Source organism: Kribbella sp. VKM Ac-2569, assembly GCF_004216905.1.
Lineage (GTDB): Bacteria > Actinomycetota > Actinomycetes > Propionibacteriales > Kribbellaceae > Kribbella.
Genome location: NZ_SGXJ01000005.1, coordinates 395,036 through 420,635 on the forward strand (window position 1 = coordinate 395,036; position 25,600 = coordinate 420,635).

The window sequence follows — 25,600 nt, forward strand, 5'->3', positions numbered from 1 at the left end:
GGGAAGGCACTCATGAGTGAGCAGCTGACCGGGGCACAGGCTCTGATCCGCGCACTGGAACATGCCGGGGTCGACACCGTCTTCGGCATCCCGGGCGGCGCGATCCTCCCGGCGTACGACCCGATGCTCGACTCGACCCAGATCCGCCACATCCTGGTACGTCACGAGCAGGGCGCCGGTCACGCCGCCCAGGGGTACGCCGCGGCGTCCGGGAAGACCGGCGTGTGTATGGCGACCTCCGGGCCGGGCGCGACCAACCTGGTGACGCCGATCGCCGACGCGTACATGGACTCGGTGCCGCTGGTGGCGATCACCGGCCAGGTCGCCGGGGCCGCGATCGGTACGGACGCCTTCCAGGAGGCGGACATCCGCGGCATCACGATGCCGATCACCAAGCACAACTTCCTGGTGACCGACCCGAACGACATCGCCACCACGATCGCCGAGGCGTTCCACATCGCCTCTACCGGCCGCCCCGGCCCGGTGCTGGTCGACGTCACCAAGGACGCGATGCAGACCCATGGCGTCGACTTCCAGTGGCCGACCGAGCTGTCGCTGCCCGGCTACCGGCCGGTGACCCGCCCCCACCCCAAGCAGGTGCGCGAGGCGGCCCGCCTGATCGTCGCCGCCGAGAAGCCCGTCCTGTACGTCGGCGGCGGTGTGATCCGCGCCCAGGCCAGCGCCGAGCTGAAGGAGCTCGCCGAGCTGCTCGGGATTCCGGTGGTCACCACGCTGATGGCCCGCGGCGCGCTGCCCGACACCCATGACCTGCACTTCGGCATGCCGGGGATGCACGGCTCCGTCTCGGCCGTCGGCGCCCTGCAGCGGTCCGATCTGCTGATCACCCTGGGCGCCCGGTTCGACGACCGGGTGACCGGCAAGCTCGACTCGTTCGCGCCCGAGGCGAAGGTCATCCACGCCGACATCGACCCGGCCGAGATCGGCAAGAACCGCGCCGCCGACGTGCCGATCGTGGGTGACTGCAAGGAGGTCATCACCGACCTGATCGCGGCCCTCAGGACCGAGATCGCGAGCGCCGGCCGCACCCCGTCGTACGACGCCTGGCGTGGTCAGCTCGAGTCGGTCCGCGCGAAGTACCCGGTGGCGTACGACGACCCCGAGGACGGCACGCTGTCCCCGCAGTACGTGATCGAGCGGATCGGCAAGATCGCCGGCCCGGACGCCATCTACACCGCCGGCGTCGGCCAGCACCAGATGTGGTCCGCGCACTACCTGCCGTTCGAGAAGCCCCGTCACTGGCTGAACTCCGGCGGTCTCGGCACCATGGGGTACGCCGTGCCGGCCGCGATGGGCGCCAAGGTCGCGCGGCCGGACAAGACCGTGTGGGCGATCGACGGCGACGGCTGCTTCCAGATGACCAACCAGGAGCTCGTCACCTGCGCGCTCGAGGGCATCCCGATCAAGGTTGCCGTGATCAACAACCAGTCGCTGGGCATGGTCCGCCAGTGGCAGACGCTGTTCTACGACAAGCGCTACTCCAACACCGACCTGCACTCGGCCCGGATCCCGGACTTCGCGAAGCTCGCCGAGGCGATGGGCGGCGTCGGGCTGCGCTGCTCCGACAAGGACTCGGTCGACGCCACCATCGACAAGGCGATGTCGGTCACCGACCAGCCGGTCGTGGTCGACTTCGTGGTGCACCGCGACGCGATGGTGTGGCCGATGGTCGCCGCCGGTGTGAGCAACGACGAGATCCAGATCGCCCGCGACATGGCGCCGCAGTGGGACGGGGAGGAACTCTGATGTCCAAGCACACGCTGAGCATCCTGGTGGAGAACAAGCACGGTGTGCTGGCCCGCGTGGCGGCGTTGATCTCGCGCCGCGGGTTCAACATCGATTCCCTCGCGGTCGGCCCGACCGAGCATCCCGAGGTGTCCCGGATGACCATCGCGGTCAGCGTGGACGAGCAGCCTTTGGAGCAGATCACCAAGCAGCTCAACAAGCTGGTCAACGTGATCAAGATCGTCGAACTCGAACCCACGCAGACGGTTCAGCGCGAACTGCTGCTGGTGAAGGTCAAGGCGGACACCCTGACCCGCGGACAGGTGCTGGAGACCGTCCAGCTGTTCCGTGCGAAGGTGGTGGACGTGGCACCGGACGCGATCACGATCGAGGCGACCGGCAATCCCGAGAAACTCGAAGCCATGCTCCGGGTGCTGGAACCCTTCGGCGTCCGCGAGCTGGTGCAGTCCGGCATGGTCGCGATCGGCCGGGGCAGTCGCTCCATCTCCGACCGCACCCTGCGACCGGTCCCGGTGCCGCCGCCGCACGTGCAGACCGGACCCCCGAACGTACAGGCGCGGCCTGCCAGTTCCAGTGCCGGCGCCAGTGCCAGTTCCGCGCACCACCCGGTGCCGGCCCCGCCGCCGGGCCGTACCGCCGTCGTACCGAATCAACACTAAGGAGAAGTGCCCGAAGTGGCTGCTGAAATGTTCTACGACGACAACGCCGACCTGTCGGTGATCCAGGGCCGGCACGTGGCCGTGCTCGGCTACGGCTCCCAGGGCCACGCCCACGCGCTCTCGCTGCGCGACTCCGGCGTCGACGTCCGGGTCGGTCTGCCGGAAGGCTCGAAGAGCCGGGCCAAGGCCGAGGCCCAGGGCCTGCGGGTCGTCACCCCGGCCGAGGCGGTCGAGGAAGCCGACGTGATCGTGGTGCTCGCCCCGGACCCCGCCCAGCGCAAGCTCTACAAGGAGGCCATCGAGCCGAACCTGGTCGACGGTGACGCGCTGGTCTTCGGTCACGGCTTCAACGTCCGGTTCGGCTACATCAAGCCGCCGGCGGGTGTCGACGTGTTCATGGTCGCCCCGAAGGGCCCGGGTCACCTGGTCCGTCGCGAGTACACCGAGGGTCGCGGCGTACCCGTGCTGGTCGCGGTGGAGCAGGACGCCACCGGCAAGGCGTGGGACCTGGCGCTCTCGTACGCCAAGGGCATCGGCGGTCTGCGGGCCGGCGGTATCAAGACCACCTTCACCGAGGAGACCGAGACCGACCTGTTCGGTGAGCAGGCCGTCCTCTGCGGTGGTGTGTCGGCGCTGATCACGGCCGGCTACGAGACGCTGACCGAGGCCGGCTACCAGCCCGAGGTCGCGTACTTCGAGTGCCTGCACGAGCTGAAGCTGATCGTCGACCTGATCTACGAAGGCGGCATCGCCAAGCAGCGCTGGTCGGTGTCCGACACCGCCGAGTACGGCGACTACGTGTCCGGCCCGCGGATCATCGACGCGTCGGTGAAGGCCCGGATGAAGGAGGTCCTCGGCGACATCACCGACGGCACCTTCGCGGCCCGCTTCATCGCCGACCAGGACGCCGGCGCGCCGGAGTTCGCGGAGTTCCGCAAGAAGAGCCAGGAGCACCCGATCGAGGCCGTCGGCAAGGAGCTGCGCGGCCTGATGGCGTGGGTCAAGTCGCACGACGACGACTACGTCGAGGGCAGCGCGGCCCGCTGACGAGCGACCCCGCAGCTGACTCGAGGGTCCGGACCATCCAGGTGGGTGGTCCGGGCCCTTTTGTTTGACACAATGTGTGACGGTTGTGGTCTGTACTGGTGATTCTGGGAATTCTGGGGGAGGCGAGCGGTGGAGGACGGCAGGAGCGGGACTCCGCGGCCGCCGCGGCGGGTTCCGGCGGGTGCCGGCACGCTGACCCAGCTGGAGGCTCCGAGCCGCTCGTCCGGAGCCACGCCGCCACCTCGGGGTCCGTGGATCTTCGGCCGGATCCTGGCCGGCCTGCTCGTCCTGATCGTGATCGTCGCGGGCGGCGCCGGTGCGGGCTGGTTCATCCGGCAGGAGAGCCTGCAGCTGAACACCGACGAAGTGCTGAAGTCGGTCGGACCCTCTGTCGTCCGGGTGCTCGCGTCGACCTGTGCGGGGTCCGGCGAGGCCTCCGGCGTACTGATCGACAACGGCCGGATCCTGACCGCGACGTCCGCGGTCGAGGAACCGCGATCGATCGTGGTCGTGATGCCCGACGGCCGGATCCGGCGCGCCAACCTGCTCGGCACCAGCACGGACGGCGTCGCCGTCCTGCAGTCGATCGGGTTCGACGGCGAGCCGCTGCACCTGCCGCCGACGAATCCCGAACCGAAGGCCGAGCGGGCACTGGTCGGCTACACGGCGGCGGGCAAGCAGGTCATCAACGCGATCGGCTCGGCGGCCGACCCGACGGCGCTCGGCGAGGTCATGAACGCGGCCAAGCTGGGCGGCCCGGTCGTCGACAAGTCCGGCGGACTCATCGGCCTCGTCGTCGGCGACACCGTCCAGGCCAGCACGATCGTCGGTCTCGACAAGCTTCGCGGGTACGTCGCTCCAGCGCCGACAGGCCTCACCGTCGGGGCGGGTGGAACCTGTGAGCAGTCGCACGGTTCGCAGGCCGCGATCGCGCCGGTGCTGCAGGTCGCCAACACACCGCTGGCGGTAGAGGTCCAGAAGATGCTCGCCAGCTACCTGACCCTGGAGAACCGCCAGGACTTCGCCGCGCTGCGGCCGTTGTACTCGCCACGGCTCGCCCGGAGCCTGAGCGAGGAACAAGACAGGGCCAAGCACCTGACGTCGTACTTCTTCGGCCCCAAGCTCACCGATCTGGCCGCGGACGGGTCGTACGCGCGGATGTCGTACAACGTGCTGTTCGCTCCTACAGCAACGGGCGCCGCCGGGCAGAACTGCAGCCGGTTGGACACAAAGTTCGAACTGGTCCGCTCCAAGGGCAAGCTCGTGATCGACCGGACCTCCCCGATGGCACCCGCAATCCCCTGCGACAGCTAGTGACCGGCATTCGGGTCCCCGTTCACGGTGCGGAGTGGACGGGGTACCATCGAAGCAGCGGGCACAGCGCGGTGCTCTGTTCTTGATGAGCCCCTACCGCTTCTGCAGGAGATTCCTCCATGACTGACGTAACCCGGCCCGTCGTCCTGATCGCCGAAGAGCTCAGCCCGGCCACCGTCGAGGCGCTCGGCCCCGACTTCGAGATCCGCCAGACCAACGGCGCCGACCGCGCCGAGCTGCTCCCGGCCATCGCCGACGTCGACGCCATCCTGATCCGCAGCGCCACCAAGGTGGACGCCGAGGCCCTGGCCGCCGCGAAGAAGCTGAAGGTCGTCGCCCGCGCCGGTGTCGGTCTGGACAACGTGGACGTGAAGGCCGCCACCCAGGCCGGTGTGATGGTCGTGAACGCGCCGACCTCCAACATCACCAGCGCCGCCGAGCTGGCAGTCGCGCTGCTGCTGGCGTCCGCGCGCCGGGTCCCGGCCGCGAACGAGTCGCTCAAGAAGGGCGAGTGGAAGCGCAGCAAGTACTCGGGTGTCGAGCTGTTCGAGAAGACCGTCGGCATCGTCGGCCTCGGCAAGATCGGCGTCCTGGTCGCGCAGCGGCTGGCCGCCTTCGGCATGAACGTGATCGCCTACGACCCGTACGTGCAGGCCGGCCGGGCCGCGCAGATGGGCGTCCGGCTCGCCACCCTGGACGAGCTGCTGGCGACCAGTGACTTCATCTCCGTGCACCTCCCGAAGACCCCGGAGACCATCGGCCTGATCGGCGACGAGCAGCTGCACAAGGTCAAGCCCGAGGTCATCATCGTGAACGCGGCCCGCGGCGGCATCGTCGACGAGCAGGCGCTCTACAGCGCGCTCAAGGAGGGCCGGGTGGCCGGCGCCGGTCTGGACGTGTTCGCGTCCGAGCCCTGCACCGACTCGCCGCTGTTCGAGTTCGAGAACGTCGTCGTCACGCCGCACCTCGGCGCGTCCACCGACGAGGCGCAGGAGAAGGCCGGTATCGCGGTCGCCAAGTCGGTCCGGCTCGCGCTCTCGGGTGAGCTGGTCCCGGACGCGGTCAACGTCCAGGGCGGCGTGATCGCCGAGGACGTCCGCCCGGGCATCGGGCTGACCGAGAAGCTCGGCCGGATCTTCACCGCGCTGGCCGGCGGCGTCGCGCAGCAGCTCGACGTCGAGGTCCGCGGCGAGATCACGCAGTACGACGTGAAGGTGCTCGAGCTCGCCGCGCTCAAGGGCGTCTTCGCGGATGTCGTCGAGGACAACGTCTCGTACGTGAACGCGCCGCTGCTGGCCGCCGAGCGGGGCCTCGAGGTCCGGCTCGTCACCGACCACGACAGCCCCGAGCACCGCAACCTGATCACGCTCCGCGGCACGCTCGCCGACGGCGCCCAGGTGTCGGTGTCCGGCACGCTCGTCGGCGTCCGGCAGTCGGAGCGGCTGGTCGAGATCGACGGGTACGACCTCGAGATCGAGCTGTCCGCGCACCTGGCGTTCCTCACCTACGAGGACCGGCCGGGCGCGGTCGGCCAGATCGGCCGCATCCTCGGCGACGCCGACGTGAACATCGCCGGCATGCAGGTCAGCCGGGACCGCAAGGGCGGCAAGGCGCTGGTCGCGCTGTCGGTCGACTCGAAGATCGTGCCGACGGTCCTCGACGACATCGCCGTCGCGGTTCAGGCCGATACAGCCCGCACGGTGGACCTCGAGGCCTGATTCACCCCAACGACTGATTTACTGGAGGCGGTCAGCCGCCCGCAGGCGCATGGCGGCTGACAAGGGCCCGAGCTCCATAGCTCGGGCCCGCTTCACGTCTGCACCCCACCCACCACCCCGCCGTACCCCGCCCCGCCGCCCTGCCACCACCACCGTCCCGCCGGGCGTCCCGTGGTCCGATTTGCTGGGTGGGCCAGCCAGTTTGCTGGGTAAGCCAGCCAGCTAAGGGGTTCTACACCCTCAACCAGGGTCCGTAACCCCGCATTTGATGGGTCACCCAGCCAATTGCCGGAGGAGGAGGGGCGCTGGGGGCCGAGGTACGGGTGGTGCGGTGGTCAGTGGCGTGTGGCCAGCAGGACGGCGGCGTCGGGGGCGACCATTACCTCGACGGTGGTGAAGCGCTTGTCCATCAGCCATTCCTGACGGAGCGTGTCGACGCGCCCCTCGTACATCGGCGGCCAGACGGCCGAAGGCGTGAAGTCGTCCAGTACGACGAAGCCGCCAGGCTCCACCACGTCCGCGATGATGTCGCGGGCGGACAGCTTCGCCTCGCGGGCGTCCACGAACAGCAGCGCGAACGGGCCGCGCTCGATCAGCGCGGTCCAATCGGCGGAGACGACCTCGATCCGCTCGTCGTCGGCGAACAGTTCCGCGACCACCTGCGCGAGCTGCGGATCGCTCTCCGCGGTGACGATCGACGTGCTCTCGCCGGCGCCGCTGCGCAGCCACGCCGAGCCGACGCCGCAGCCGGTCCCGAGCTCACCGAGCAGGCCGGTCTTCGAGGCCGCGAGGGTGGCGAGCAAGCGGCCGGTCTCGTTCCTGGTGGAGCTGACGAATCCGCGCCGGCCGGACAGGCTGAGGGCCGCTGAGACCAGCGGCGGCAGTTCTGGAGGAGCACTCACCGGCTGAGAGTCGCACAGGTCCGGTCCAGTGACCGCACCCGGATCTCATATTCCGGGACAAGCTGCCCGCATGGTGGAGAAATAGTCGGATGTGCGAGTAAATTCGTGCGCATCCTGCCGCCCACGACATATTTGGGAGCAGCTGCATGTACGACATGTATCCAGCCAACTGGCCCTCGATCGACGCGCGCGAGCGCAAGGCGACCCGGCGTCGCCGCAGCACGCGCCCGGTGAGCGACGAGGTCAAGGCTGTCCAAGAGGCCATGAACCGCCGTGACAATGGGGGAGAACCCAAGAAGTGAGCGAGACGAAGAACTTCACGCTGGCCGTCGTCCCCGGTGACGGGATCGGACCCGAGGTGACCACCGAGGCGCTCAAGGTCCTCGACGCGGTCGCCGCACAGTACGGCGTGACGTTCGAGCGGACCGAGTACGACCTCGGCGCGAAGCGCTGGCACGCCACTGGTGAGACGCTGCCGGACGCCGAGCTGGAGGAGATCCGCAAGCACGACGCGATCCTGCTCGGCGCGGTCGGGGACCCGAGCGTCCCGTCCGGCGTCCTCGAGCGCGGTCTGCTGCTCAAGCTCCGGTTCACCCTCGACCACTACGTGAACCTGCGGCCGTCGAAGATCTACCCGTCCGTCGGCTCGCCGCTGGCGAACCCGGGCGAGGTCGACTTCGTCGTCGTCCGGGAAGGCACCGAGGGCCCGTACGTCGGCAACGGCGGAGCGCTCCGGGTCGGCACGCCGGCCGAGATCGCCACCGAGGTGTCGGTGAACACGGCGTACGGCGTCGAGCGGGTCGTGCGGGACGCTTTCGCCCGCGCGCAGGCCCGCCCGCGCAAGAAGCTGACGCTGGTGCACAAGAACAACGTGCTGGTGCATGCCGGCCACCTGTGGAAGCGGACCGTCGACAAGGTCGCCGAGGAGTTCCCGGAGATCACCGTCGACTACCTGCACGTGGACGCCGCGACGATCTTCCTGGTCACCGACCCGGCCCGGTTCGACGTGATCGTCACCGACAACTTGTTCGGCGACATCATCACCGACCTGGCGGCCGCGATCAGCGGTGGCATCGGGCTGGCCGCGAGCGGCAACATCAACCCCGACCGGACCGCGCCGAGCATGTTCGAGCCGGTGCACGGCTCCGCGCCGGACATCGCGGGCCAGCAGAAGGCCGACCCGACCGCGGCGATCCTGTCCGCTTCGCTGCTGCTCGAACACCTCGGTCTGACCGAGGCGGCGCGCGCGATCGAGGACGCCGTCACGGCGGACATCGAGGAGCGCACGGGCGCTGCCCGCAGTACCGCGGAGATCGGTGACGCGATCGCCAAGCGCGCGGCCGGCTGAGAAAGGCGGATGCTCGCATGACCAGTCAGCCGAGAGGTACGGTGCGGTTATGAGCGCCGATCTGCAGTTCTCAGTTGAGCCGAACACCCAACCGGCCAGCGACGACCAGCGCGCCCAGATCCTGGCGAACCCGGGATTCGGGCAGTACTTCTCCGACCACATGGCGATCGCCACCTGGACGGCCGAGAAGGGCTGGCACGACGCACGGATCACCGCCTTCGGACCGCTGGAGCTGTCTCCCGCGACCTCGGTGTTCCACTACGCCCAGACGATTTTCGAGGGGATGAAGGCCTACCGGCATCCCGACGACTCGATCCACCTGTTCCGCCCCGAGGCGAACGCGATCCGGTTCCAGCGGTCCGCGCACCGGCTCGCGCTGCCGGAGCTGCCCACCGCGGCGTTCCTCGACTCGCTGCACAAGCTGGCCGAGATCGACCGGGCCTGGGTGCCGGGCGGCGGCGAGACGTCGCTGTACCTGCGGCCGTTCATGTTCGGCTCGGACCCGTTCCTAGGCGTCCGCCCGTCGGCCCAGGTCACGTACTGCGCGATCGCGTCGCCGGCCGGGTCGTACTTCGCGAACGGCGTGAAGCCGGTCCGGATCTGGCTGAGCGAGGAGTACACCCGCGCGGCCCCCGGCGGCACCGGCGCGGCGAAGACCGGCGGCAACTACGCCTCCTCGCTGCTCGCCCAGGCCGAGGCGATCGAGCAGGGCTGCGACCAGGTCGCGTTCCTCGACGCGGTCGAGAAGAAGTGGGTCGAGGAGCTCGGCGGGATGAACCTGTACTTCGTCCTCGACGACAACTCGGTCGTCACGCCGGAGCTGTCCGGCACGATCCTCGAGGGCGTCACCCGGGACTCGATCCTGAAGCTGGTCACCGACCTCGGCTACACGGTCACCGAGCGCAAGATCTCGGTCGACGAGTGGCGCGAGGGAGCGGCCTCCGGCAAGGTCAAGGAGGTGTTCGCCTGCGGCACCGCCGCGGTCGTCACCCCGGTCGCCTCGCTGAAGTGGAAGGACGGCGAGACCCAGATCGGCGACGGCAACGGCGGCCCGATCACCGCAGCCGTCCGCACCGCCCTCCTCGACGTCCAGTACGGCCGCACCGCAGACCCCCACGGCTGGATGACCCGCATCTCCTGAAGCAGGTGACGAAGGCCCGGCGATCTACCGCCGGGCCTTTGTCATGACCGGGGCCTGGTCTCGAACCAGCCGATGGTGTTGATGACGGCCAGGAGTAGCCAGAGGCCGAGCGCGAGGATCGGCGCCCCGGTCCAGCCGATGTCGGTGTGTCGGCTCCCCTCCGGCTTCAGCAGCATGATCACGATCGTGTCCACGAGCCCGGCGTACGCACAGGCGAAGGCGGCGATCCTCGTCGGAGTCGCCAGTGCGACCAGCACCAGGACGATGTACGCGATGAACAGAAGGTTGGCGGCGCTGCCGAGGATCGTGGCGTCGCGGGCCATGCCGAATCCGGTGTACAGGTGGGGGCTGCTGCGGCTGTACTCCCGGGTCAGCCAGGTCGGCGTGAGCGTGACCAGCACCGCAAGCGCGGTGGCGTAACCCAGCAGCTGGAACCGCAGCCGTTGCAGGGGATCTCTTTCGCCCCGCGGCGGCAACGGAGCCTTCAGGACGTTCAGGTCGGCCTGGTCGTCGGGCTCACTCACTTGATGGTTCCCATCTCTCCAGCGGATGTTTCATAGGATCTTTTCAGGTTTGAGGGTTGGACTCGTTGTCGCTGTCCACAGGTTCGGTTCGATAGGGTCGGGCGCCATGAGCAGCTTCCCGGACGACGTCGAGGGCTACTACGCCGAGTTGGCCGAGCGTCGGGGATGGTCCTCCGAGACGTCCGCCGCGATTCGGGCGACGGTCGAGCTGATTCGGGATCTGGATCGGGGGACGGCGTCGCGGACGTACGGCGCGGCGGTCGACGACTACGGGACCGACTGGCTGTACGAGGCGGTCTGGCACGAGCGGGAGTGGGTCGTCGTCCGCCAGCTCGGGGTGGGGGAGGACGGCGACGTACGGCGGTATTGGTGGCAGCGCCTCGAGGACGACGAGGGAATGCTCACCGACAAGTCCCTCGACCGTGAGGACTGGGGCCTGCGCCCGCTCACCCGCGAGGACTTCTACACCGCCTGGGACGACCCCGGCTGGTCCCTCACCGCCTGAACTCCAGTACGCCTCCGCGTACTGAATGTTCGTGATGCGAGACGGGCCCCTCATGGTCCGGACATTGTGTGGCAGACTGCGAAACGTCATGAAGCACTATCGGGTGATTATTTCCTAGGCGCGCTCGGCAAGCTGTACCTGAGCGCGCAGACCTCTCGCACCTTGCGGGAGGTTTTTTGTTTGCCCGTATCGACGCCGCACACCCCTCCGGAAGGCCGACCCCCATGACTATCTCGGACGATTTCCACGTGTACGACACGACTCTGCGCGACGGTGCGCAGCAGGAGGGTCTGGCGCTGTCCGTGGCCGACAAGATCGCCATTGCGCAGTACCTGGACGAGCTCGGGGTCGGCTTCATCGAGGGCGGCTGGCCGGGCGCCGTACCCAAGGACACCGAGTTCTTCGAGCGGGCGAAGACCGAGCTGCACCTGCGGCACTCCACGTTCGCGGCCTTCGGCGCGACCTGCAAGCCGGAGGCCGTTGCCGCCGACGACCCGCAGGTCGCCGCGCTGCGGGAGTCCGGCGCCGGCGTCGTCACACTCGTTGCCAAGAGCCACGACGCGCACGTCGAGCGGGCGCTGCGTACGACGCTCGACGAGAACCTCCGGATGGTCGCCGACACCGTCCGGCACCTGCGGGAGAACGGTCAGCGGGTCTTCCTCGACACTGAACACTTCTTCGACGGCTACCGCGCAAACCGTGCCTACGCGCTCGAGGTCGTACGAGTAGCCACGGAGGCCGGCGCCGACGTCGTCGCCCTGTGCGACACCAACGGCGGGACGCTTCCCCGGGAGCTGCAGGACGTCGTCCGCGACGTACTCGAATCGACCGGGGCCCGGCTCGGCATCCACTGTCACAACGACGCCGGCTGCGCGGTGGCGAACACGATCGCCGCTGTCGAGGCCGGCGTCACGCATGTCCAGGGCACGATCAACGGGTACGGCGAACGCACCGGTAACGCCGACCTGCTGGCGATCGTCGCCAACCTCGAGCTCAAGCGCGACCTGAAGCTGCTCCCGGAGGGCAATCTCGCCGAGTCGTTCCGGCTCGCGCACGCGATCGCCGAGGTCACGAACGTGCCGCCGTCGACCCGGCAGCCGTACGTCGGGGTGTCGGCGTTCGCCCACAAGGCGGGCCTGCACGCCAGCGCGATCAAGGTGGACCCGGATCTCTACCAGCACACGGATCCGGCCAAGGTCGGCAACGACATGCGGATGCTGGTGTCCGAGATGGCGGGCCGGGCGAGCGTCGAGCTCAAGGGCCGGGAGCTCGGGTTCGACCTCGGCAGCGACCGCGAGCTGGTCAGCCGGGTGACCGATCGGGTGAAGGAGATGGAGTCCCGTGGGTACACGTTCGAGGCCGCGGACGCGTCGTTCTCGCTGCTGCTGACGGAGGAGGTCACCGGGCAGCGGACATCGTTCTTCGACGTCGAGTCCTGGCGCGTGATCACCGAGTCGCGAGCCGACGGCGAGGCGGTGTCGGAGTCGACGGTGAAGCTGGTCGCGGGCGGCGAGCGGGAGATCGTCACGGGCGAGGGCAACGGCCCGGTCAACGCGCTCGACCACGCGCTGCGGACCGCGATCGAGCGTGCGTACCCGGTGGTGAACAAGTTCGAGCTGGTCGACTACAAGGTCCGCATCCTCGACCAGGGGCACGGGACGGACGCGGTGATCAGAGTGCTGATCGAGACCGCGGACGGCGAGGGCTCGTGGGTGACGGTCGGGGTCGGCCACAACATCGTCGAGGCGTCCTGGGAGGCGCTGGTCGACGGCTTCACGTTCGGTCTGCTGCGCCACAAGGAGGTCGTGCGATGAGCCTGCTGGCGGTCGAACGCGCCGTCACGGTCTTCACGGCGCGGGTGGTCGAGGTCGAGGGCCTGCTGGCGCGGGTCGCCGTACTGCTGAATCCGTACGACGTCCGCGAGCTCACGCTGTCGCTGGACGCCGGCGAACTACGGATCGTCGTCGAGGGCAATGGGTTCGACGCCGACCGGGTCGCTGCCCGCCTCGACCACGTCATCGGCGTCCTCGAGGTCACCGTAAGCCACAACTGATCAGTTCAAACTGGACAGTTCAGACTGTCTAATTTATTGTGATGCGGTGAGCGAACGAGTTTCCGCGTCCGCGACCCAGGCCGCCAGTGAGGTGCGGGTTGTGTTCGGTCGGGTCAAGCGGCGGTTGAAGGAGTTGGCCGAGACCGATGATCTGACGCCTTCGCAGTCGTCGGTGCTGAGTCGGTTGGACAAGGACGGGCCGGCGTCGGCGAGTGAGTTGGCGGCGGCGGAGCGGATTCGGCCGCAGTCGATCGCCGCGATCCTGGCCGCGCTGCGTGAGGCCGATCTGATCCAGCGGCACCCCGATCCCGAGGACGGCCGGCGGCAGGTCGTGTCGCTGACCACGGCCGGGCGGCATCGGCTGCAGGGGGATCGCAAGGTCCGGCAGGAATGGCTGGCGCGGACGTTGCAGGACCACTGCACGGATGCCGAGCGGCAGACCATCATCAAGGCGCTCTCGCTGCTGGACGACGCGATCGAGGCGGCGACCGGGCGTTGACCCAGCGCTTCAACCGCCACCTGATCGCACCGATGCTCGTCGGGTCGATCCTGAACCCGATCAACTCGTCGATGCTCGCGGTCGCGCTGATCCCGATCGGCGCCGCATTCGGCGTACCGCCGTCGCAGACCGCCTGGCTGGTCACCGGCCTGTACCTGGCCACCGCGGTCGGTCAGCCCGTGATGGGCCGGCTCGTCGACCTGTTCGGTCCGCGACCGCTCTACCTGTTCGCCACCTCGCTCGTCGGCCTCGCCGGTCTGCTCGGCGCGCTCGCTCCCAACCTCGGCGTACTCGTCGCTTCGCGTGTCCTCCTCGGTCTCGGTACGTCGGCGGCGTACCCGGCGTCGATGTCCTTGATCCGCAGCGAGGCCGACCGGACCGGGATGGATACGCCCGCCGCGATCCTCAGCAGCTTGTCGATCGCGAACCAGGTGATCGCAGTGATCGGCCCGACGCTGGGCGGACTGCTGATCGGGCTCGGTGGCTGGCACCTGATCTTCACCATCAACGTCCCGCTGTCGGTGATCTGCGTGGTCCTCGGCGCGCTCTGGCTGCCGCGCCGTGCACGTTCGCGGGGCGCCGGCGGACTGGACTACGTGGGCATCGTATTGTTCGCCGGCACGTTGGTCTCGCTGATGTTCTTCCTGATGCAGCCTCGGGTCTCGCGCTGGTACCTGCTGGTGCTCGCGATCGCCCTCGGCGCGGCGTTCGTGATCGTGCAGTTGCGGGTCGTGGCGCCGTTCATCGACCTGCGCGTACTGGGCGGCAACCGGCCGCTGATCCTGACCTACGCACGACAGGTGCTCGCGTTCGTCGGCGCGTACTCGTTCCTCTACGGATTCACCCAATGGCTGGAGGAGGCCCGCGGACTAGGTGCGTCCTCCGCCGGACTGCTGCTGCTGCCGCTGTCGCTGGCGGCCGTTGTGATCACCGCGTTGACCGGCCGGCGGGCGGTGATCCGCGGCAAACTCGTTGCCGGGGGCCTCTTTCTGCTGCTGGCTGCGGCGGCGCAGTTGTTCGTTGGCCCGAGTACGCCGATCTGGATCCTCGCCGTCGTCGGCGTGATCGCCGGCGTACCGCAAGGCCTCAACAACCTCGCCAACCAGACTGCCCTGTACAAGCAGGCCGATCCGGTCCGCATCGGCTCGTCCGCGGGCCTGCTGCGAACCTGCGTGTACGTCGGCGCGCTCATCTCCGCCGCGGCGAACGCCCACTTCTTCCAGTACGGCGCAACGACGGCCGGACTGCACGACCTGGCGATCTTCCTGCTCGTCGTCGCCGGACTGCTCTTGCTGGTCACCTTCCTCGACCTACCCGAATAGAGAGGTTCGTCCGTGCCTGTCACCACCCTTGACCCGAAGACCGCCCTCGTCGTCATCGACCTGCAGAACGGTGTCGCCGTACTGCCCGGTGCGCCGCATCCCACCTCGGATGTCATTAGCAAGACCGTCGAGCTCGCCGACGCCTTCCGTAAGCACGACCTTCCTGTCGTCCTGGTCCGCGTCAGCTTCGCCGCGGACGGTGCCGACCGGCTGACCGGCCGGACCGAGCAGCCGGCCCGCTCAGGTGGAGGGACGCCGCCCGCCGGGGCAGACCAGATCGTCGATCAGTTGGCCGGTCACGCCGAGGACATCGTCGTGACGAAACGCAACTGGGGCGCGTTCCACGGCACCGACCTCGACGTGCACCTGCGCCGGCGCGGCATCACGCAGATCGTGCTGACCGGCGTGGCCACCAGTATCGGCGTGGAGTCGACCGCGCGAGCGGCGTACGAGCACGGCTATCACGTCACCCTCGCCACCGACGCGATGACCGACCTGAACGCCTCCGCCCACGAGAACTCACTGAACTGGATCTTCCCGCGACTGGGCGAGACCGGCTCCACGGCGGAGATCCTCGCCCTACTCGGCTGAGTCCGGGGCGACGACCGCCCGCCGGAGCCCAACTACTTCTACGCCTGGAACTCCCCACCCACGCCAACAGCCCCCGCTGAGCAATCTCCTCGATTGCTGGGTGTCGGCGATGCCCCGGGACTAGCATCGCAAGCATTCCGAGTCTGAGGAGGGGGACTATGTCGCTGACTGATCGCGAACGGTCGGAAGTCGAGGGGGCCAACGCGTCCGGCAAACAACCTGTGGTGTTCGTCCACGGTCTCTGGCTGCTTTCCAGCAGCTGGGACCGTTGGCGCCGGTTGTTCGAGGAGAACGGCTACAGCACCATCGCACCTGGCTGGCCGGACGATCCGGAGACGGTGGCCGAGGCGCGCGACCACCCCGAGGTGTTCGCGCGCAAGATGGTCCAGGCCGTCACCGATCACTACCTGGAAGCGATCGGTGGCCTGAACCGCAAGCCCGCCGTCGTCGGGCATTCGTTCGGCGGGCTGATCGCGCAGAAGATCGCCGGTGAAGGCGCGGCCGCCGTCACCGTGTCGATCGATCCGGCGCCGGGTCGCGGCGTACTGCCGCTGCCGCCGTCCGCGTTGAAGGCCGGCTCACCGGTGCTGGGGAACCCGGCGAACGCCCGCCGGTCGGTGACGCTGACGTTCGACGAGTTCAAGTACGGCTGGGCGAACAACCTCGACGAGGAGGAGGCCCGGCAGTTGTACGACGAGTTCCACGTCGCGGCGTCCGGCGTACCGATCTTCCAGGCCGCGGTGGCGAATCTGAACCCGTTCAGCGAGACCAAGGTCGACTACAAGGCGGACAACCGCGGTCCGATCCTGCTGGTGTCGGGGGAGAAGGACCACACGGTGCCGCACGCGATCACGCATGCGGCGTACAAGCAGCACGCCAAGAACACCGGTATCACCGAGTTCGTCGAGCTTCCCGGTCGCGGTCACTCGCTGGTGATCGACCACGGCTGGGAAGAGGTCGCGCTCACCGCACTCGAATTCATCCGCAAGCACGACCCGACGGTCTGACAGCAGGGCAGGAGGCCCGCGGAGCGGCGAGTTGCACCGCGGGCCTCCCGCTCTGTGATGGTCCTGAGTTGGTCCCGGGCTGGTTCAGTCCCAGCTGAGTCCGCTGGCGGACTGGTACTCGATGACCCGGGTCTCGAAGAAGTTCTTCTCCTTCTTCAGGTCCATCACCTCTGACATCCATCCGAAGGGGTTCCGCGTTTCACCGAAAATCGGTTCGATACCGATTTGTTCCGCTCTGCGGTCCGTGACGAAGTGCATGTACTGCTCGCAGAGGTCCGCGGTCAGGCCGAGCATGCCGTTGGGCATGGTCGCGCGGCCGTAGGCGACCTCCAGCTCGCACGCCTCGGTCAGCATCTGCCGGACCTCGGCCTGGAACGCGGTCGTCCACAGGTGCGGGTTCTCCTGTTTGATCTGGTTGATGCAGTCGATGCCGAAGTTCAGGTGGATCGACTCGTCGCGCAGGATGTACTGGTACTGCTCGGCGATCCCGACCATCTTGTTGCGCCGGCCGAGCGACAGGATCTGCGCGAACCCGGTATAGAACCACATCCCCTCGAACACGACGTAGAACGCGATCAGGTCGCGCAGGAACGCGGTGTCGGTTTCCGGCGTACCGGTGCGGAAATCCGGGTCCTCCAGGTGTTGCGTGTACTTCAGCGCCCACGCGTCCTTGTCGGAGATCGACGGCACCTCGCGGTACATGTTGAACAGCTCGCCCTCGTCGAGACCGAGCGACGTGCAGATGTACTGGAAGGTGTGCGTGTGCACCGCCTCCTCGAACGCCTGGCGGAGCAGGTACTGCCGGCACTCGGGGTTGCTCAGCTGGCGGTACACGGCGAGCACGATGTTGTTCGCGACCAGGGACTCCGCGGTGGCGAAGAACCCGAGGTTCCGCTTCAGCATCAACCGCTCGTCGTCGGTGAGGCCGTCTTTCGACTTCCACAGTGAGATGTCGGCCTGCATCGAGACCTCGGTCGGCATCCAGTGGTTGTTGCACCCGGCAAGGTACTTCTCCCAGGCCCACGTGTACTTCAGCGGCAGCAGTTGGTTCACGTCCGCACGTGAGTTGATCATCGCCTTGTCGGAGACCTGCACCCGCGATGCGCCAACGGTGATCTCGCTCAGTCCGGTGGTCACTGGCACGCCTCGCAGTCCGGATCGTCGATGGAGCACATGGCCCCTGTGGGTTCGGGGATGGACACGGGTACGGCGTTGAGCCGGCCGTCGGTGCCCTTCAGCGTGGACTTCTCGACGTGGGTCGCTGACTGGGAACGCAGGTAATAAGTCGTCTTGAGGCCATAACGCCAAGCTGACCGGTAAAGCTCGTCGAGCGCCCGGCCGGACGGCTTCGCCATGTAGAGGTTCAGCGACTGGGCCTGGTCGATCCACTTCTGCCGCCGCGACGCCGCCTTCACCAGCCAGAGCGGGTCGATCTCGAACGCCGTCGCGTACAGCTCCCGTAGGTCGGCCGGGATCCGCTCGATCCCCGCGACCACGCCGTCGTGGTACTTCAGGTCCGACACCATCACCTGGTCCCACAGCCCGCGCGCCTTCAGATCGGCGACCAGGTACGGGTTGGCAACGGTGAACTCGCCTGACATGTTCGACTTCACGAACAGGTTGCTGTACGTCGGCTCGATCGACTGGCTCACGCCGCAGATGTTCGAGATCGTCGCGGTCGGCGCGATCGCCATCACGTTCGAGTTCCGCATGCCGTCGCGCAGGACCTTCGCACGCAGACCGTCCCAGTCGAGTTGCGTGCCGCGGTCGATGATCACGTCACCGTCGCGCGCGGTGTGCAGCAGGTCGAGCGAGTCGATCGGCAGGATCCCGAGGCTCCACAACGATCCGTCGTACGACGAGTACCGGCCGCGCTCGGCCGCGAGATCACTCGATGCCTCGATCGCGTGGTAGCTGATCTGCTCCATCGAGCGGTCCGCAAACTCGACCGCGGCGTCGGACGCGTACGGGATCCGCAGCGTGAACAACGCGTCCGCGAAACCCATCAGCCCGAGGCCGACCGGGCGATGCCGCTGGTTGGCGCGCTCCGATTCCGGGGTGGTGTAGAAGTTCACGTCGATGACGTTGTCGAGCATCCGCACCGCGGTCTTCACGGTGTCCCGCAGGAGGTCGGTGTCGAGACCGTCGTCGGTCAGGTGGGCGATCAGGTTGACCGAGCCGAGGTTGCAGACAGCGGTCTCTTCGGTCGTCGTGTTCAGGGTGATCTCGGTGCACAGGTTCGACGAGTGGACGACGCCGTCGTGCTGCTGCGGCGAGCGCAGGTTGCAGGCATCCTTGAAGGTGATCCACGGGTGCCCGGTCTCGAACAGCACGGTCAGCATCCGCCGCCAGAGGTCAACGGCCTTGACCCGCTTGAACACCCGGATCTCACCGCGATCCGCAGCTGCCTCGTACGCCGCATACGCCTCGGCGAACGCAGCGCCGTACAGATCGTGCAGGTCCGGCACCTCGTTGGGGGAGAACAGCGTCCAGTCCCCACCGGACTCCACCCGCTGCAGAAACAGGTCCGGTACCCAGTTCGCCGTGTTCATGTCATGCGTACGCCGCCGCTCGTCGCCGGTGTTCTTCCGCAGATCGAGGAACTCCTCGACGTCGATGTGCCACGTCTCGAGATACGCACACACCGCGCCCTTTCTCTTTCCGCCGTTGTGGGCCAAGCCGGCGACAGTCATGTACGACTCGTCGACGTCGACGACGAGGTCGTGGACGACGGGAACCATCGCGGTCCTGCGGACCTCGCGCACGCGTGAGAAGACCATGCCTCCGTGCGAGATCCAATTGAGTTTCTGGATCGGTGCGGCTCCCACTAGCTCGGCGATCCCCGGCACGGCAGGAATGCGGAGATCAAAGGCTCGAACGGGCTTCGAGAACATCACCTCCGATCCGTCTGAGCGTCGACCGATGTGCGGCGTGTCTCGGACCCGGTACTGACCGGCAGTTGGAATTCCGAGTCGCAGCATCTGGTAGCGCAGACCGATCGCGAGAGCCTGGGAGGTACTGGTGAAGTAGATCTCCTTACCGCGCGACACACCGCCGTCGGTTTCGAGGAGACCTCGGACAAGTGCGAGTGTTTGCGGGATCGGTAGGTGGGTGAGTCGAGGCGCGATGCGCTTCGAGTGATTCTCGTCGTACAGATCCTCATGCGTGAACGGAAGGGTTGCGTCGCCAGGGCCGGCGATGCGCCCGGTCTGTGGGTCGCGTCGCGGGCCACGGCCGGCAGACCAGTGGATCTGCACGTAGGTGTCTCCGCGTTGCGTCTCCCAGAAGTGGATCTCTCGAGCGGCGAGATACGCGCGGACGAACGACAGATGCGTGTCGCGCTTCGGGTTGCCGGACACGCCCCACTGGTTGCCGTTCTTCGAGAGATGTCCGTCTCCCAGCAGGATGCCGTAGAGCCGTGCGTCGTCGTCGGTGAGACCACGCACCGGAACGATCTCGTCCGGAACGACCTGACCGATGTAGTCGCCCTTGCTGATCATTCCCGCTTCGACCCAGCCGGCCTTGACCTTGCCGTTGCTGATCCACCGGAGCGTTCGCTCGCTACTCTGCTCCATCGGAACACCTTGGATCGCGTAGAAAGGGTGCCCGGACGTAACTACCAGCGTGTCGATCGAGTGTTTCACGTCGACCTCCACCATCGGACCGTCTTGGTCGTACGTGAATGTCTTCGTTACCTCGCGATATCGACCACTCGCACCGAGAACCAGGTCGCCGACCTTGACGTCGCGGATTGGTGTGGCGCCTGTTGCGGTGTAGAGGAGAGTCTCAGGTGCGAAGCACTGATTCACAGCTACGGCGGTGTCGTTGGCGATCTTCAGGAACGGGACGACGCCCTGGGACTCGCCGTTGGTGCCGCGGATGTGGGCGCCGATGCCGCGGACCGGGGTCCAGTCGTTGCCGAGGCCGCCGGAGTACTTCGCGAGCAGGGCGTTGTTGCGGATACCGGTGAAGATGCCGGACAGATCGTCCTCGACCGTGGTCAGGAAGCACGACGACAGCTGCGGCCGGGTGGTGCCGGAGTTGAACAGCGTCGGCGTCGACGACATGAAGCGGAACGAGCTGAGCAGTTCGTAGAACTCGATCGCCCGCGCCTCGCGGTCGTCCTCGCGCAGCGCCATCCCCATCGCGACCCGGAGGAAGAACGCCTGCGGCAACTCGTACCGCACCTTGTCGAGGTGCAGCAGGTACCGGTCGTAGAGCGTTTGCAGGCTGAGGAAGGTGAAGTTCAGATCGGCCTCGGGCTTGATCGCCGCGGCGAGCCGCTCGAGGTCGAAGCGGCCGAGCTCTGGGTCGAGTTGCCCGGCCTCGATGCCGAGCTGGATGTAGCGCGGGAAGTAGTCGACGTACGTCGTGGTCATGTCGGCCTGACTGGCCTGACGCGGCTCGCCGTGGACGCGGCCCAGTGCCTCGCGGCGGATCTGGTCCAGCAGCAGGCGGGACGCGGCGAAGCTGTACTGCGGCTCGGTCTCGACGTACGACCGCGCGGCCATTACCAGCGCGAGCTCGACCTCGTGCTGCGCGATGCCGTCGTAGCAGGCGCCGAGCGTCTCGTTCAGGATCAGTTCGGGGTCGACCGCGTCGAGTCCGGTGGCGGCCTCGGCGACGATCACGCGGAGCCGGTCGACGTCGAGCGGGGACCGGCTGCCGTCGGCGGCGCGGACGGTCAGCGCCGGCTTCTCGGTGACGCCGGTCGGGTCGGCGGGGGTGCGGGCCTTGGTCCGTTCCTCGCGATACAGCACGTAGGCGCGGGCGACCTGGTGCTCGCCGGTGCGCATCAGCGCCAGCTCGACCTGGTCCTGGATGTCCTCGACCTGCACGCTGCGGCGGATGTCGCCGCGGCTGGTCAAGGCGGCGACGACCCGGCCGGTCAGGTCGGCGACCAGGTCACGGACCCGGTGGGTCGCGCCCGCATCGGCGCCCTCGACGGCGAGGAACGCCTTCGAGACGGCGACTGAGATTTTGCTGGCGTCGAACGGCGTACTGCTGCCGTCGCGGCGGATGACGGTGAGCTCCGTTCGAAGCTCCGCCGTTGAGGAACCAACAGATGAGGAAGCAATGGTCACAGGTGTGCGCTCCAGAAGAGTTCGGGGACCCGGGACCACCGCGAGCGGGCGCATGACGGGACCGGCGGCACCGGCCGGGAACACTGCCGTCACGCCCTGCGACCCACCCGCGAGATCTCGGACCGCGTGCACCGGCGGTACACGCACCGGTGGCAGGTATCCGGGCTCGCGGACCAACATCTTGTGGTGTCGACCGCCCCGAACCACCAGTGGTAGTGATGCTAGGCGGATGGCTCTACATCTTGTGGTAGCGCCGCGCCGCGTGTCGCACATCTTGTGGTCCTCGCCCTCGTGTCACGCTGCGACCGCGTAGAGATCCTGGAGCGTCATGATCTCCGAGCCGTGATGGATCAGCTCGCGATTCAGCCGCAGGACGACGTGGCCGAACGGCTCGGCGGCATCCAGTTCGTTGGCCTGGCTCAGGCCGATCGTCATCGCCGCGTCCTCGTCCAGACCGGCGATCGCGTCCTGCCAGGCCTCGACCCAGTAGGTCAGCCAGGCGACCGCGTCGCGGGCGTTGCCGTGCAGCGTGATGTCGGCCCGTCCCTGCCGGCTCTCGCCGAACGTCCACTCCCAGCGCTCGAAGAACATCTCGGTCAGATGCGCGATCAGCCAGGCGATCGTCCGCGGTCCGCGATGGTCCGGTTCGTCCGGCCATTGCGCGACCCACTCGCCGGATCCGAGCGGCCGGAATTGCCCGGCATAGTGCCGCCGTACGACGGTGAGCGACTCACTGCTGGGTCGCCAGAAGTACTGCTCGTCGGTCAGTTGGGCGAGCCGCCCGGACAGCACCATCCAGCTGAAGCCGAGCTGGCCGCGGACCATCGCCATCGCTGACGGCCGGTGCAGGATGTCCCAGTCGAACGCCTCCGGCATCACAACTCCCCTGTACGATCGAACATATGTTCGAATTCTTGCTCGATCGCGACCAGAAAGTCAAACTCCCTAGTGTGTCGGTTCTGGCCTCGCGGGGACCGGTCTGCTAGGCCGTTCGATCCGGGTGTCCGCTGCCGGACTTGCGAAGCGGCGCTCCAGCAACGTGAAGGCGTCGATCAGTTCGGGCGCCTCGTAGACGCGGTTCCGGCGCCCGTCGGTGATCTCGCGCAGGATGCCTGTCTCGACCAGCCGCGCGAGGCCCTGGTTCGCCGCCTGCTGGGAGCGGTCGATGAGCTGGGCCGCGGCCGCGAGCGTCAGGACCGGTGCGGCGGGCAGCGCCTCGATCAGGAGTTCGGCCGCGGAGCCGGCGCGGACCGGTGCCGCGCGTTCCCGCCATTCGGCCTTGAGGTCTGCGGCGCTCTGCTCGAAGCGTGCGGCTTCGGCGGTCGCATGCGTGCAGGCCTTCGCGAACATCCGCAGCCACGGGTTCGCGGCCGCGCGGGCCTTCGCGGTCGTCGCGCGTCCGACGTACCGGAAGTCGGTCAATGTCTCGACGTACTCCGCGGAATGGGTGGCGAGCGCGAGCGAGACCGGCGGCACGGTGCGTGTAATCAGGCCGTCGGCGCGCAGGATCAGGTGGATCAGCGCGCGCCCGGTCCGGCCGTTGCCGTCGGCGAACGGGTGGATCGTCTCGAACTGCGCGTGCGCGATCGCGGTCTTCGCCAGCACCGGCAGTCCCGACTCGCGGACGAACGTCATCAGGTCCGCGAGCAGTTCGGGGAGCAGTTGCGCGGGCGGCGGCACGTAGTACGCCTCGGCGGGGGAGCGGCCGCCGATCCAGTTCTGCAGGTAGCGGATCTCGCCGCCGTACTCCGGGTGCGGCGACTGCGCCATCAACCGGCGATGCGCCTCGAGCAGATGGTCGACCTCGAGCTTCTCCCCGGCCTGGACGGACTCGGTCACCCATGTCATCGCGTCGACCGCGCCGAGCACCTCCTCGGCGGTCACGTCGCTGATGCGATCCCGCAGTACGTCGGCCTTCAGCAACCTGCGCGCGCCGACGACGAGCCCTTCGATGTGCGACGACCCGACCGCTTCGGCGCGGAGCAGCAATCGTGCCAACGCCTCGCTGTTCGTCAGTACGGCGGCCGTCGCGTCCAGGCGGGCCAGATCGCCGGCGGCGTCCTCGAGCAGCGCGAGTACGTCGTCGGACAGGTCGAACTCACGCCCGACCAGCGGGTCGGGGAGATACAGCTCGTACGACCCGCCTAGGCGCTCCGCCCGGGTGAACCCGTCGGGGTGCCCGGGCCACCGATGCAACTCAACCCGTGCCATACCCTTATTCAACCTTATCCACAAACCTTGAACAAGGTCTGTGGATAAACAACCCGAACTGAACCCGGTGGTGGGGAGACTGCTGGGTGTGACTCTGGATGCGCAGACGCAGCAGATGGTGGCCGCCAATCAGGCCGACTGGAACGCGCGGGCGCCGCTGCATGCGGCGAGCGAGTTCTACGACCGGCCCGCGGAGTTCTGGTTCGCCGACTACGAGTGGGAGGATCTCGGGCCGCTCGACGGTCGCGACGTACTGCATCTGCAGTGCCATCTGGGGACCGAGACGATCGAGTTCGCGCGGCGGGGTGCGCGGACCAGCGGACTCGACCTGTCGGAGAAGTCGCTGGAGGCCGCACGGCGGATCGCTGCCGAGGCAGGTGTCGAGGTCGACTACGTGCACGCCAATGTGTACGACGCCTTGGACGCGGTCGACGGACGGCAGTTCGATGTCGTCTACACCGGCAAGGGCGCGCTCTGCTATCTGCCAGAGCTGAAGCAGTGGGCCGAGGTCGTCCGCGACCTGCTCAAACCCGGCGGCATCCTCTACATCGTCGAGTTCCACCCGCTGCTCAACGCGCTCCGCGAGGTCTCCCTACCCGGCGAGTCCGAGGACCTCGTGCTCCGCGCCGACTACCTCGAAGGCCGCGGGCCGATCGCTCACGACTCCACCGTCACCTACACCGGCGACGAAGTACCCGGCCGGCAGACCAGCTACGAATGGCGCCACGGCCTCGGCGAAATCACCACGACCCTCGCCGACGCAGGCTTCCAACTCACCAGCCTCCGCGAATCCGAAGTACTCCCGTGGCCCCGCTGGCCATCAATGCAACAGACCCCCAACGGCTGGTGGCGCCTCCCGGACAACGCCCCCCGCATCCCCCTCCTCTTCGCCCTGAAGGCCACAAAACCATGAGCCGCGCAGAACGCGAACAGGACCTCATCACCTACTACTCCAACGAGATCCAGGATCGCGTCGAGCGTGCCCTTCCCGAGCCGCGTGTCGCCCGGCGTACGGCGTACCTCGAACAACTCCGCGCCGAAGGCCACGACACCGTTCTCGAACTCGGCTGCGGTCCCGGCCGCGACGGAGAAGCGATCGCGGCGGCCGGTTTCACTTACACCGGCGTGGATCTGTCACCGGCCAGCGTCGACGCCTGCCGCGAGCTCGGCCTGCGCGCGGAGGTCGCGTCGGTCCTCGACCTGCCGTTCGACGACGCGACGTTCGACGCCGGCTGGACGATGAGCACCCTGCTGCACGTCGCCGACGAAGATCTCGACCAAGCGCTGCAGGAGATCATTCGGGTACTGCGCCCAGGAGCGCCACTGGCCGTCGGACTCTGGGGTGACGTGAACGCAGGCGAACACGTCTGGGAGGACGGCAAGGGCTACGGTCCGGGCCGGTTCTTCAGCATCCGCAGCGACGAGGGACTGCGCGAGGCGCTCGGCCGGTACGGCGCGGTGGAGCAGTGGATGACCTGGGACGACGACCGCGTCATGCACTACCAGTGGGCTGTGCTCCGGCTCAAGGCGTGCTAGGGACGGCAGCTCGACAGTACGTATACGTCCACTGAAGTGAAGCGCCCTGTCAGCTGAGCGCCAGGGCCGGCTCGTTGAGATGACACATCCTGTCGAGCTGCTGATCCACTGGCCGGCCGGGCCGACTTGGGGAGCGCTACCGACCCAAATGGGCAGGAAATCTCCCCAACCCGGCTAGTTGCGCTTTCTGGGGCCGCGGATTGCGACGTAGAGGAGGGAGACGCCGAGCGCGGCGACGATTGGGCCGATGGTGGCCCAGAGGGTGCTGCCGGTCATTGAGCTGCCTTTGAGGTAGCCGAGGCCTTGCAATGTCCAGACGCCGCCGATCGCGATGAGGAGTGCGGCGAACGCGATGGCGACGATCTTTCCCATGCA

Annotated in this window: 23 protein-coding genes and 1 pseudogene; 17 read left to right on the forward strand and 7 right to left on the reverse strand. The window is 67.8% G+C overall.

Features of this window, described 5'->3' with window-relative positions; genetic code table 11:
* Window positions 1–12: 12 nt before the first annotated feature.
* The 5 genes and pseudogenes from EV649_RS32815 (at window position 13) to serA (ending at window position 6,502) form a co-directional block, all read left to right on the forward strand.
* Window positions 13–1,764, forward strand: coding sequence for an acetolactate synthase large subunit (locus EV649_RS32815; protein ID WP_130387535.1), 1,752 nt, complete (start codon window positions 13–15; stop codon window positions 1,762–1,764).
* Window positions 1,764–2,267: pseudogene (ilvN, locus tag EV649_RS32820) on the forward strand (acetolactate synthase small subunit); the annotation flags it as partial. The gene EV649_RS32815 and the pseudogene ilvN, both read left to right, overlap by 1 nt.
* 183 nt (window positions 2,268–2,450) lie before the next feature.
* Window positions 2,451–3,470 (forward strand): ketol-acid reductoisomerase, encoded by a 1,020-nt coding sequence (gene ilvC / locus EV649_RS32825; protein ID WP_130387783.1) that lies wholly within the window; start codon window positions 2,451–2,453, stop codon window positions 3,468–3,470.
* Between the two features lie 129 nt (window positions 3,471–3,599).
* Window positions 3,600–4,784 carry a trypsin-like peptidase domain-containing protein gene (locus EV649_RS32830; RefSeq protein WP_130387537.1) on the forward strand — a complete coding sequence of 395 codons (1,185 nt, stop codon included), beginning with the start codon at window positions 3,600–3,602 and terminating at the stop codon, window positions 4,782–4,784.
* 119 nt (window positions 4,785–4,903) lie between these two features.
* Window positions 4,904–6,502 carry a phosphoglycerate dehydrogenase gene (serA, locus tag EV649_RS32835; RefSeq protein ID WP_130387538.1) on the forward strand — a complete coding sequence of 533 codons (1,599 nt, stop codon included), beginning with the start codon at window positions 4,904–4,906 and terminating at the stop codon, window positions 6,500–6,502.
* A 335-nt stretch (window positions 6,503–6,837) separates the two neighbouring features.
* Here serA and EV649_RS32840 read toward each other — a convergent pair whose 3' ends face one another.
* Window positions 6,838–7,404 carry a class I SAM-dependent methyltransferase gene (locus EV649_RS32840; RefSeq protein WP_130387539.1) on the reverse strand — a complete coding sequence of 189 codons (567 nt, stop codon included), beginning with the start codon at window positions 7,402–7,404 and terminating at the stop codon, window positions 6,838–6,840.
* Between the two features lie 146 nt (window positions 7,405–7,550).
* On the opposite strand from EV649_RS32840, the gene EV649_RS41320 reads away from it, so the two are divergent.
* The 3 genes from EV649_RS41320 to EV649_RS32850 are packed head-to-tail and all read left to right on the forward strand — an operon-like array spanning window position 7,551 to window position 9,893.
* Window positions 7,551–7,706 (forward strand): hypothetical protein, encoded by a 156-nt coding sequence (locus EV649_RS41320; RefSeq protein WP_198682821.1) that lies wholly within the window; start codon window positions 7,551–7,553, stop codon window positions 7,704–7,706.
* Window positions 7,703–8,752: a 3-isopropylmalate dehydrogenase gene (locus EV649_RS32845; protein ID WP_130387540.1), complete on the forward strand. Its 1,050-nt coding sequence runs from the start codon at window positions 7,703–7,705 to the stop codon at window positions 8,750–8,752. The genes EV649_RS41320 and EV649_RS32845 overlap by 4 nt, the downstream gene beginning before the upstream one ends.
* Before the next feature lie 49 nt (window positions 8,753–8,801).
* On the forward strand, window positions 8,802–9,893 hold the full coding sequence (locus tag EV649_RS32850; protein WP_130387541.1) for a branched-chain amino acid aminotransferase: 1,092 nt from the start codon (window positions 8,802–8,804) through the stop codon (window positions 9,891–9,893).
* A gap of 41 nt (window positions 9,894–9,934) precedes the next feature.
* Here EV649_RS32850 and EV649_RS32855 read toward each other — a convergent pair whose 3' ends face one another.
* Window positions 9,935–10,417, reverse strand: a complete 483-nt coding sequence (locus EV649_RS32855; protein ID WP_130387542.1) for a hypothetical protein — start codon at window positions 10,415–10,417, stop codon at window positions 9,935–9,937.
* 106 nt (window positions 10,418–10,523) lie between these two features.
* Between EV649_RS32855 and EV649_RS32860 the strand changes: the two genes are divergently transcribed.
* The 7 genes from EV649_RS32860 (at window position 10,524) to EV649_RS32890 (ending at window position 16,394) form a co-directional block, all read left to right on the forward strand.
* On the forward strand, window positions 10,524–10,922 hold the full coding sequence (locus EV649_RS32860; protein ID WP_130387543.1) for a hypothetical protein: 399 nt from the start codon (window positions 10,524–10,526) through the stop codon (window positions 10,920–10,922).
* 224 nt (window positions 10,923–11,146) lie between these two features.
* Window positions 11,147–12,736, forward strand: coding sequence for a citramalate synthase (cimA, locus tag EV649_RS32865; RefSeq protein WP_130387544.1), 1,590 nt, complete (start codon window positions 11,147–11,149; stop codon window positions 12,734–12,736).
* Window positions 12,733–12,975: a hypothetical protein gene (locus EV649_RS32870; protein ID WP_130387545.1), complete on the forward strand. Its 243-nt coding sequence runs from the start codon at window positions 12,733–12,735 to the stop codon at window positions 12,973–12,975. The genes cimA and EV649_RS32870 overlap by 4 nt, the downstream gene beginning before the upstream one ends.
* Window positions 12,976–13,021: 46 nt before the next feature.
* Complete coding sequence (locus EV649_RS32875) at window positions 13,022–13,474, forward strand: MarR family transcriptional regulator (RefSeq protein ID WP_130387546.1); 453 nt, start codon at window positions 13,022–13,024, stop codon at window positions 13,472–13,474.
* Complete coding sequence (locus tag EV649_RS32880; protein WP_198682822.1) at window positions 13,471–14,796, forward strand: MFS transporter; 1,326 nt, start codon at window positions 13,471–13,473, stop codon at window positions 14,794–14,796. Before EV649_RS32875 ends, EV649_RS32880 begins: the two co-directional genes overlap by 4 nt.
* Window positions 14,797–14,808: 12 nt before the next feature.
* Window positions 14,809–15,387 carry an isochorismatase family protein gene (locus EV649_RS32885; protein WP_130387547.1) on the forward strand — a complete coding sequence of 193 codons (579 nt, stop codon included), beginning with the start codon at window positions 14,809–14,811 and terminating at the stop codon, window positions 15,385–15,387.
* A 158-nt stretch (window positions 15,388–15,545) separates the two neighbouring features.
* Window positions 15,546–16,394, forward strand: a complete 849-nt coding sequence (locus EV649_RS32890) for an alpha/beta hydrolase (protein ID WP_130387548.1) — start codon at window positions 15,546–15,548, stop codon at window positions 16,392–16,394.
* A gap of 84 nt (window positions 16,395–16,478) precedes the next feature.
* On the opposite strand, the gene EV649_RS32895 is transcribed toward EV649_RS32890, so the two are convergent.
* From EV649_RS32895 to EV649_RS32910, 4 genes are all read right to left on the reverse strand, one after another.
* Window positions 16,479–17,567, reverse strand: coding sequence for a ribonucleotide-diphosphate reductase subunit beta (locus EV649_RS32895; RefSeq protein WP_347233162.1), 1,089 nt, complete (start codon window positions 17,565–17,567; stop codon window positions 16,479–16,481).
* Window positions 17,528–21,478, reverse strand: coding sequence for a ribonucleoside-diphosphate reductase subunit alpha (locus EV649_RS41850; protein ID WP_241998974.1), 3,951 nt, complete (start codon window positions 21,476–21,478; stop codon window positions 17,528–17,530). Before EV649_RS41850 ends, EV649_RS32895 begins: the two co-directional genes overlap by 40 nt.
* A gap of 294 nt (window positions 21,479–21,772) precedes the next feature.
* Window positions 21,773–22,354, reverse strand: coding sequence for a DinB family protein (locus EV649_RS32905; protein ID WP_130387549.1), 582 nt, complete (start codon window positions 22,352–22,354; stop codon window positions 21,773–21,775).
* Window positions 22,355–22,423: 69 nt separating this feature from the next.
* Window positions 22,424–23,689: a Fic family protein gene (locus tag EV649_RS32910; protein ID WP_130387550.1), complete on the reverse strand. Its 1,266-nt coding sequence runs from the start codon at window positions 23,687–23,689 to the stop codon at window positions 22,424–22,426.
* Between the two features lie 88 nt (window positions 23,690–23,777).
* Between EV649_RS32910 and EV649_RS32915 the strand changes: the two genes are divergently transcribed.
* Both EV649_RS32915 and EV649_RS32920 read left to right on the forward strand, forming a co-directional pair.
* On the forward strand, window positions 23,778–24,602 hold the full coding sequence (locus tag EV649_RS32915; protein ID WP_130387551.1) for a class I SAM-dependent methyltransferase: 825 nt from the start codon (window positions 23,778–23,780) through the stop codon (window positions 24,600–24,602).
* Window positions 24,599–25,225 carry a class I SAM-dependent methyltransferase gene (locus EV649_RS32920; protein WP_130387552.1) on the forward strand — a complete coding sequence of 209 codons (627 nt, stop codon included), beginning with the start codon at window positions 24,599–24,601 and terminating at the stop codon, window positions 25,223–25,225. The genes EV649_RS32915 and EV649_RS32920 overlap by 4 nt, the downstream gene beginning before the upstream one ends.
* 174 nt (window positions 25,226–25,399) lie before the next feature.
* Here the strand turns inward: EV649_RS32920 and EV649_RS32925 are convergent, their stop codons facing one another.
* Window positions 25,400–25,597, reverse strand: a complete 198-nt coding sequence (locus tag EV649_RS32925) for a hypothetical protein (RefSeq protein WP_130387553.1) — start codon at window positions 25,595–25,597, stop codon at window positions 25,400–25,402.
* Between the last annotated feature and the right edge of the window lie 3 nt (window positions 25,598–25,600).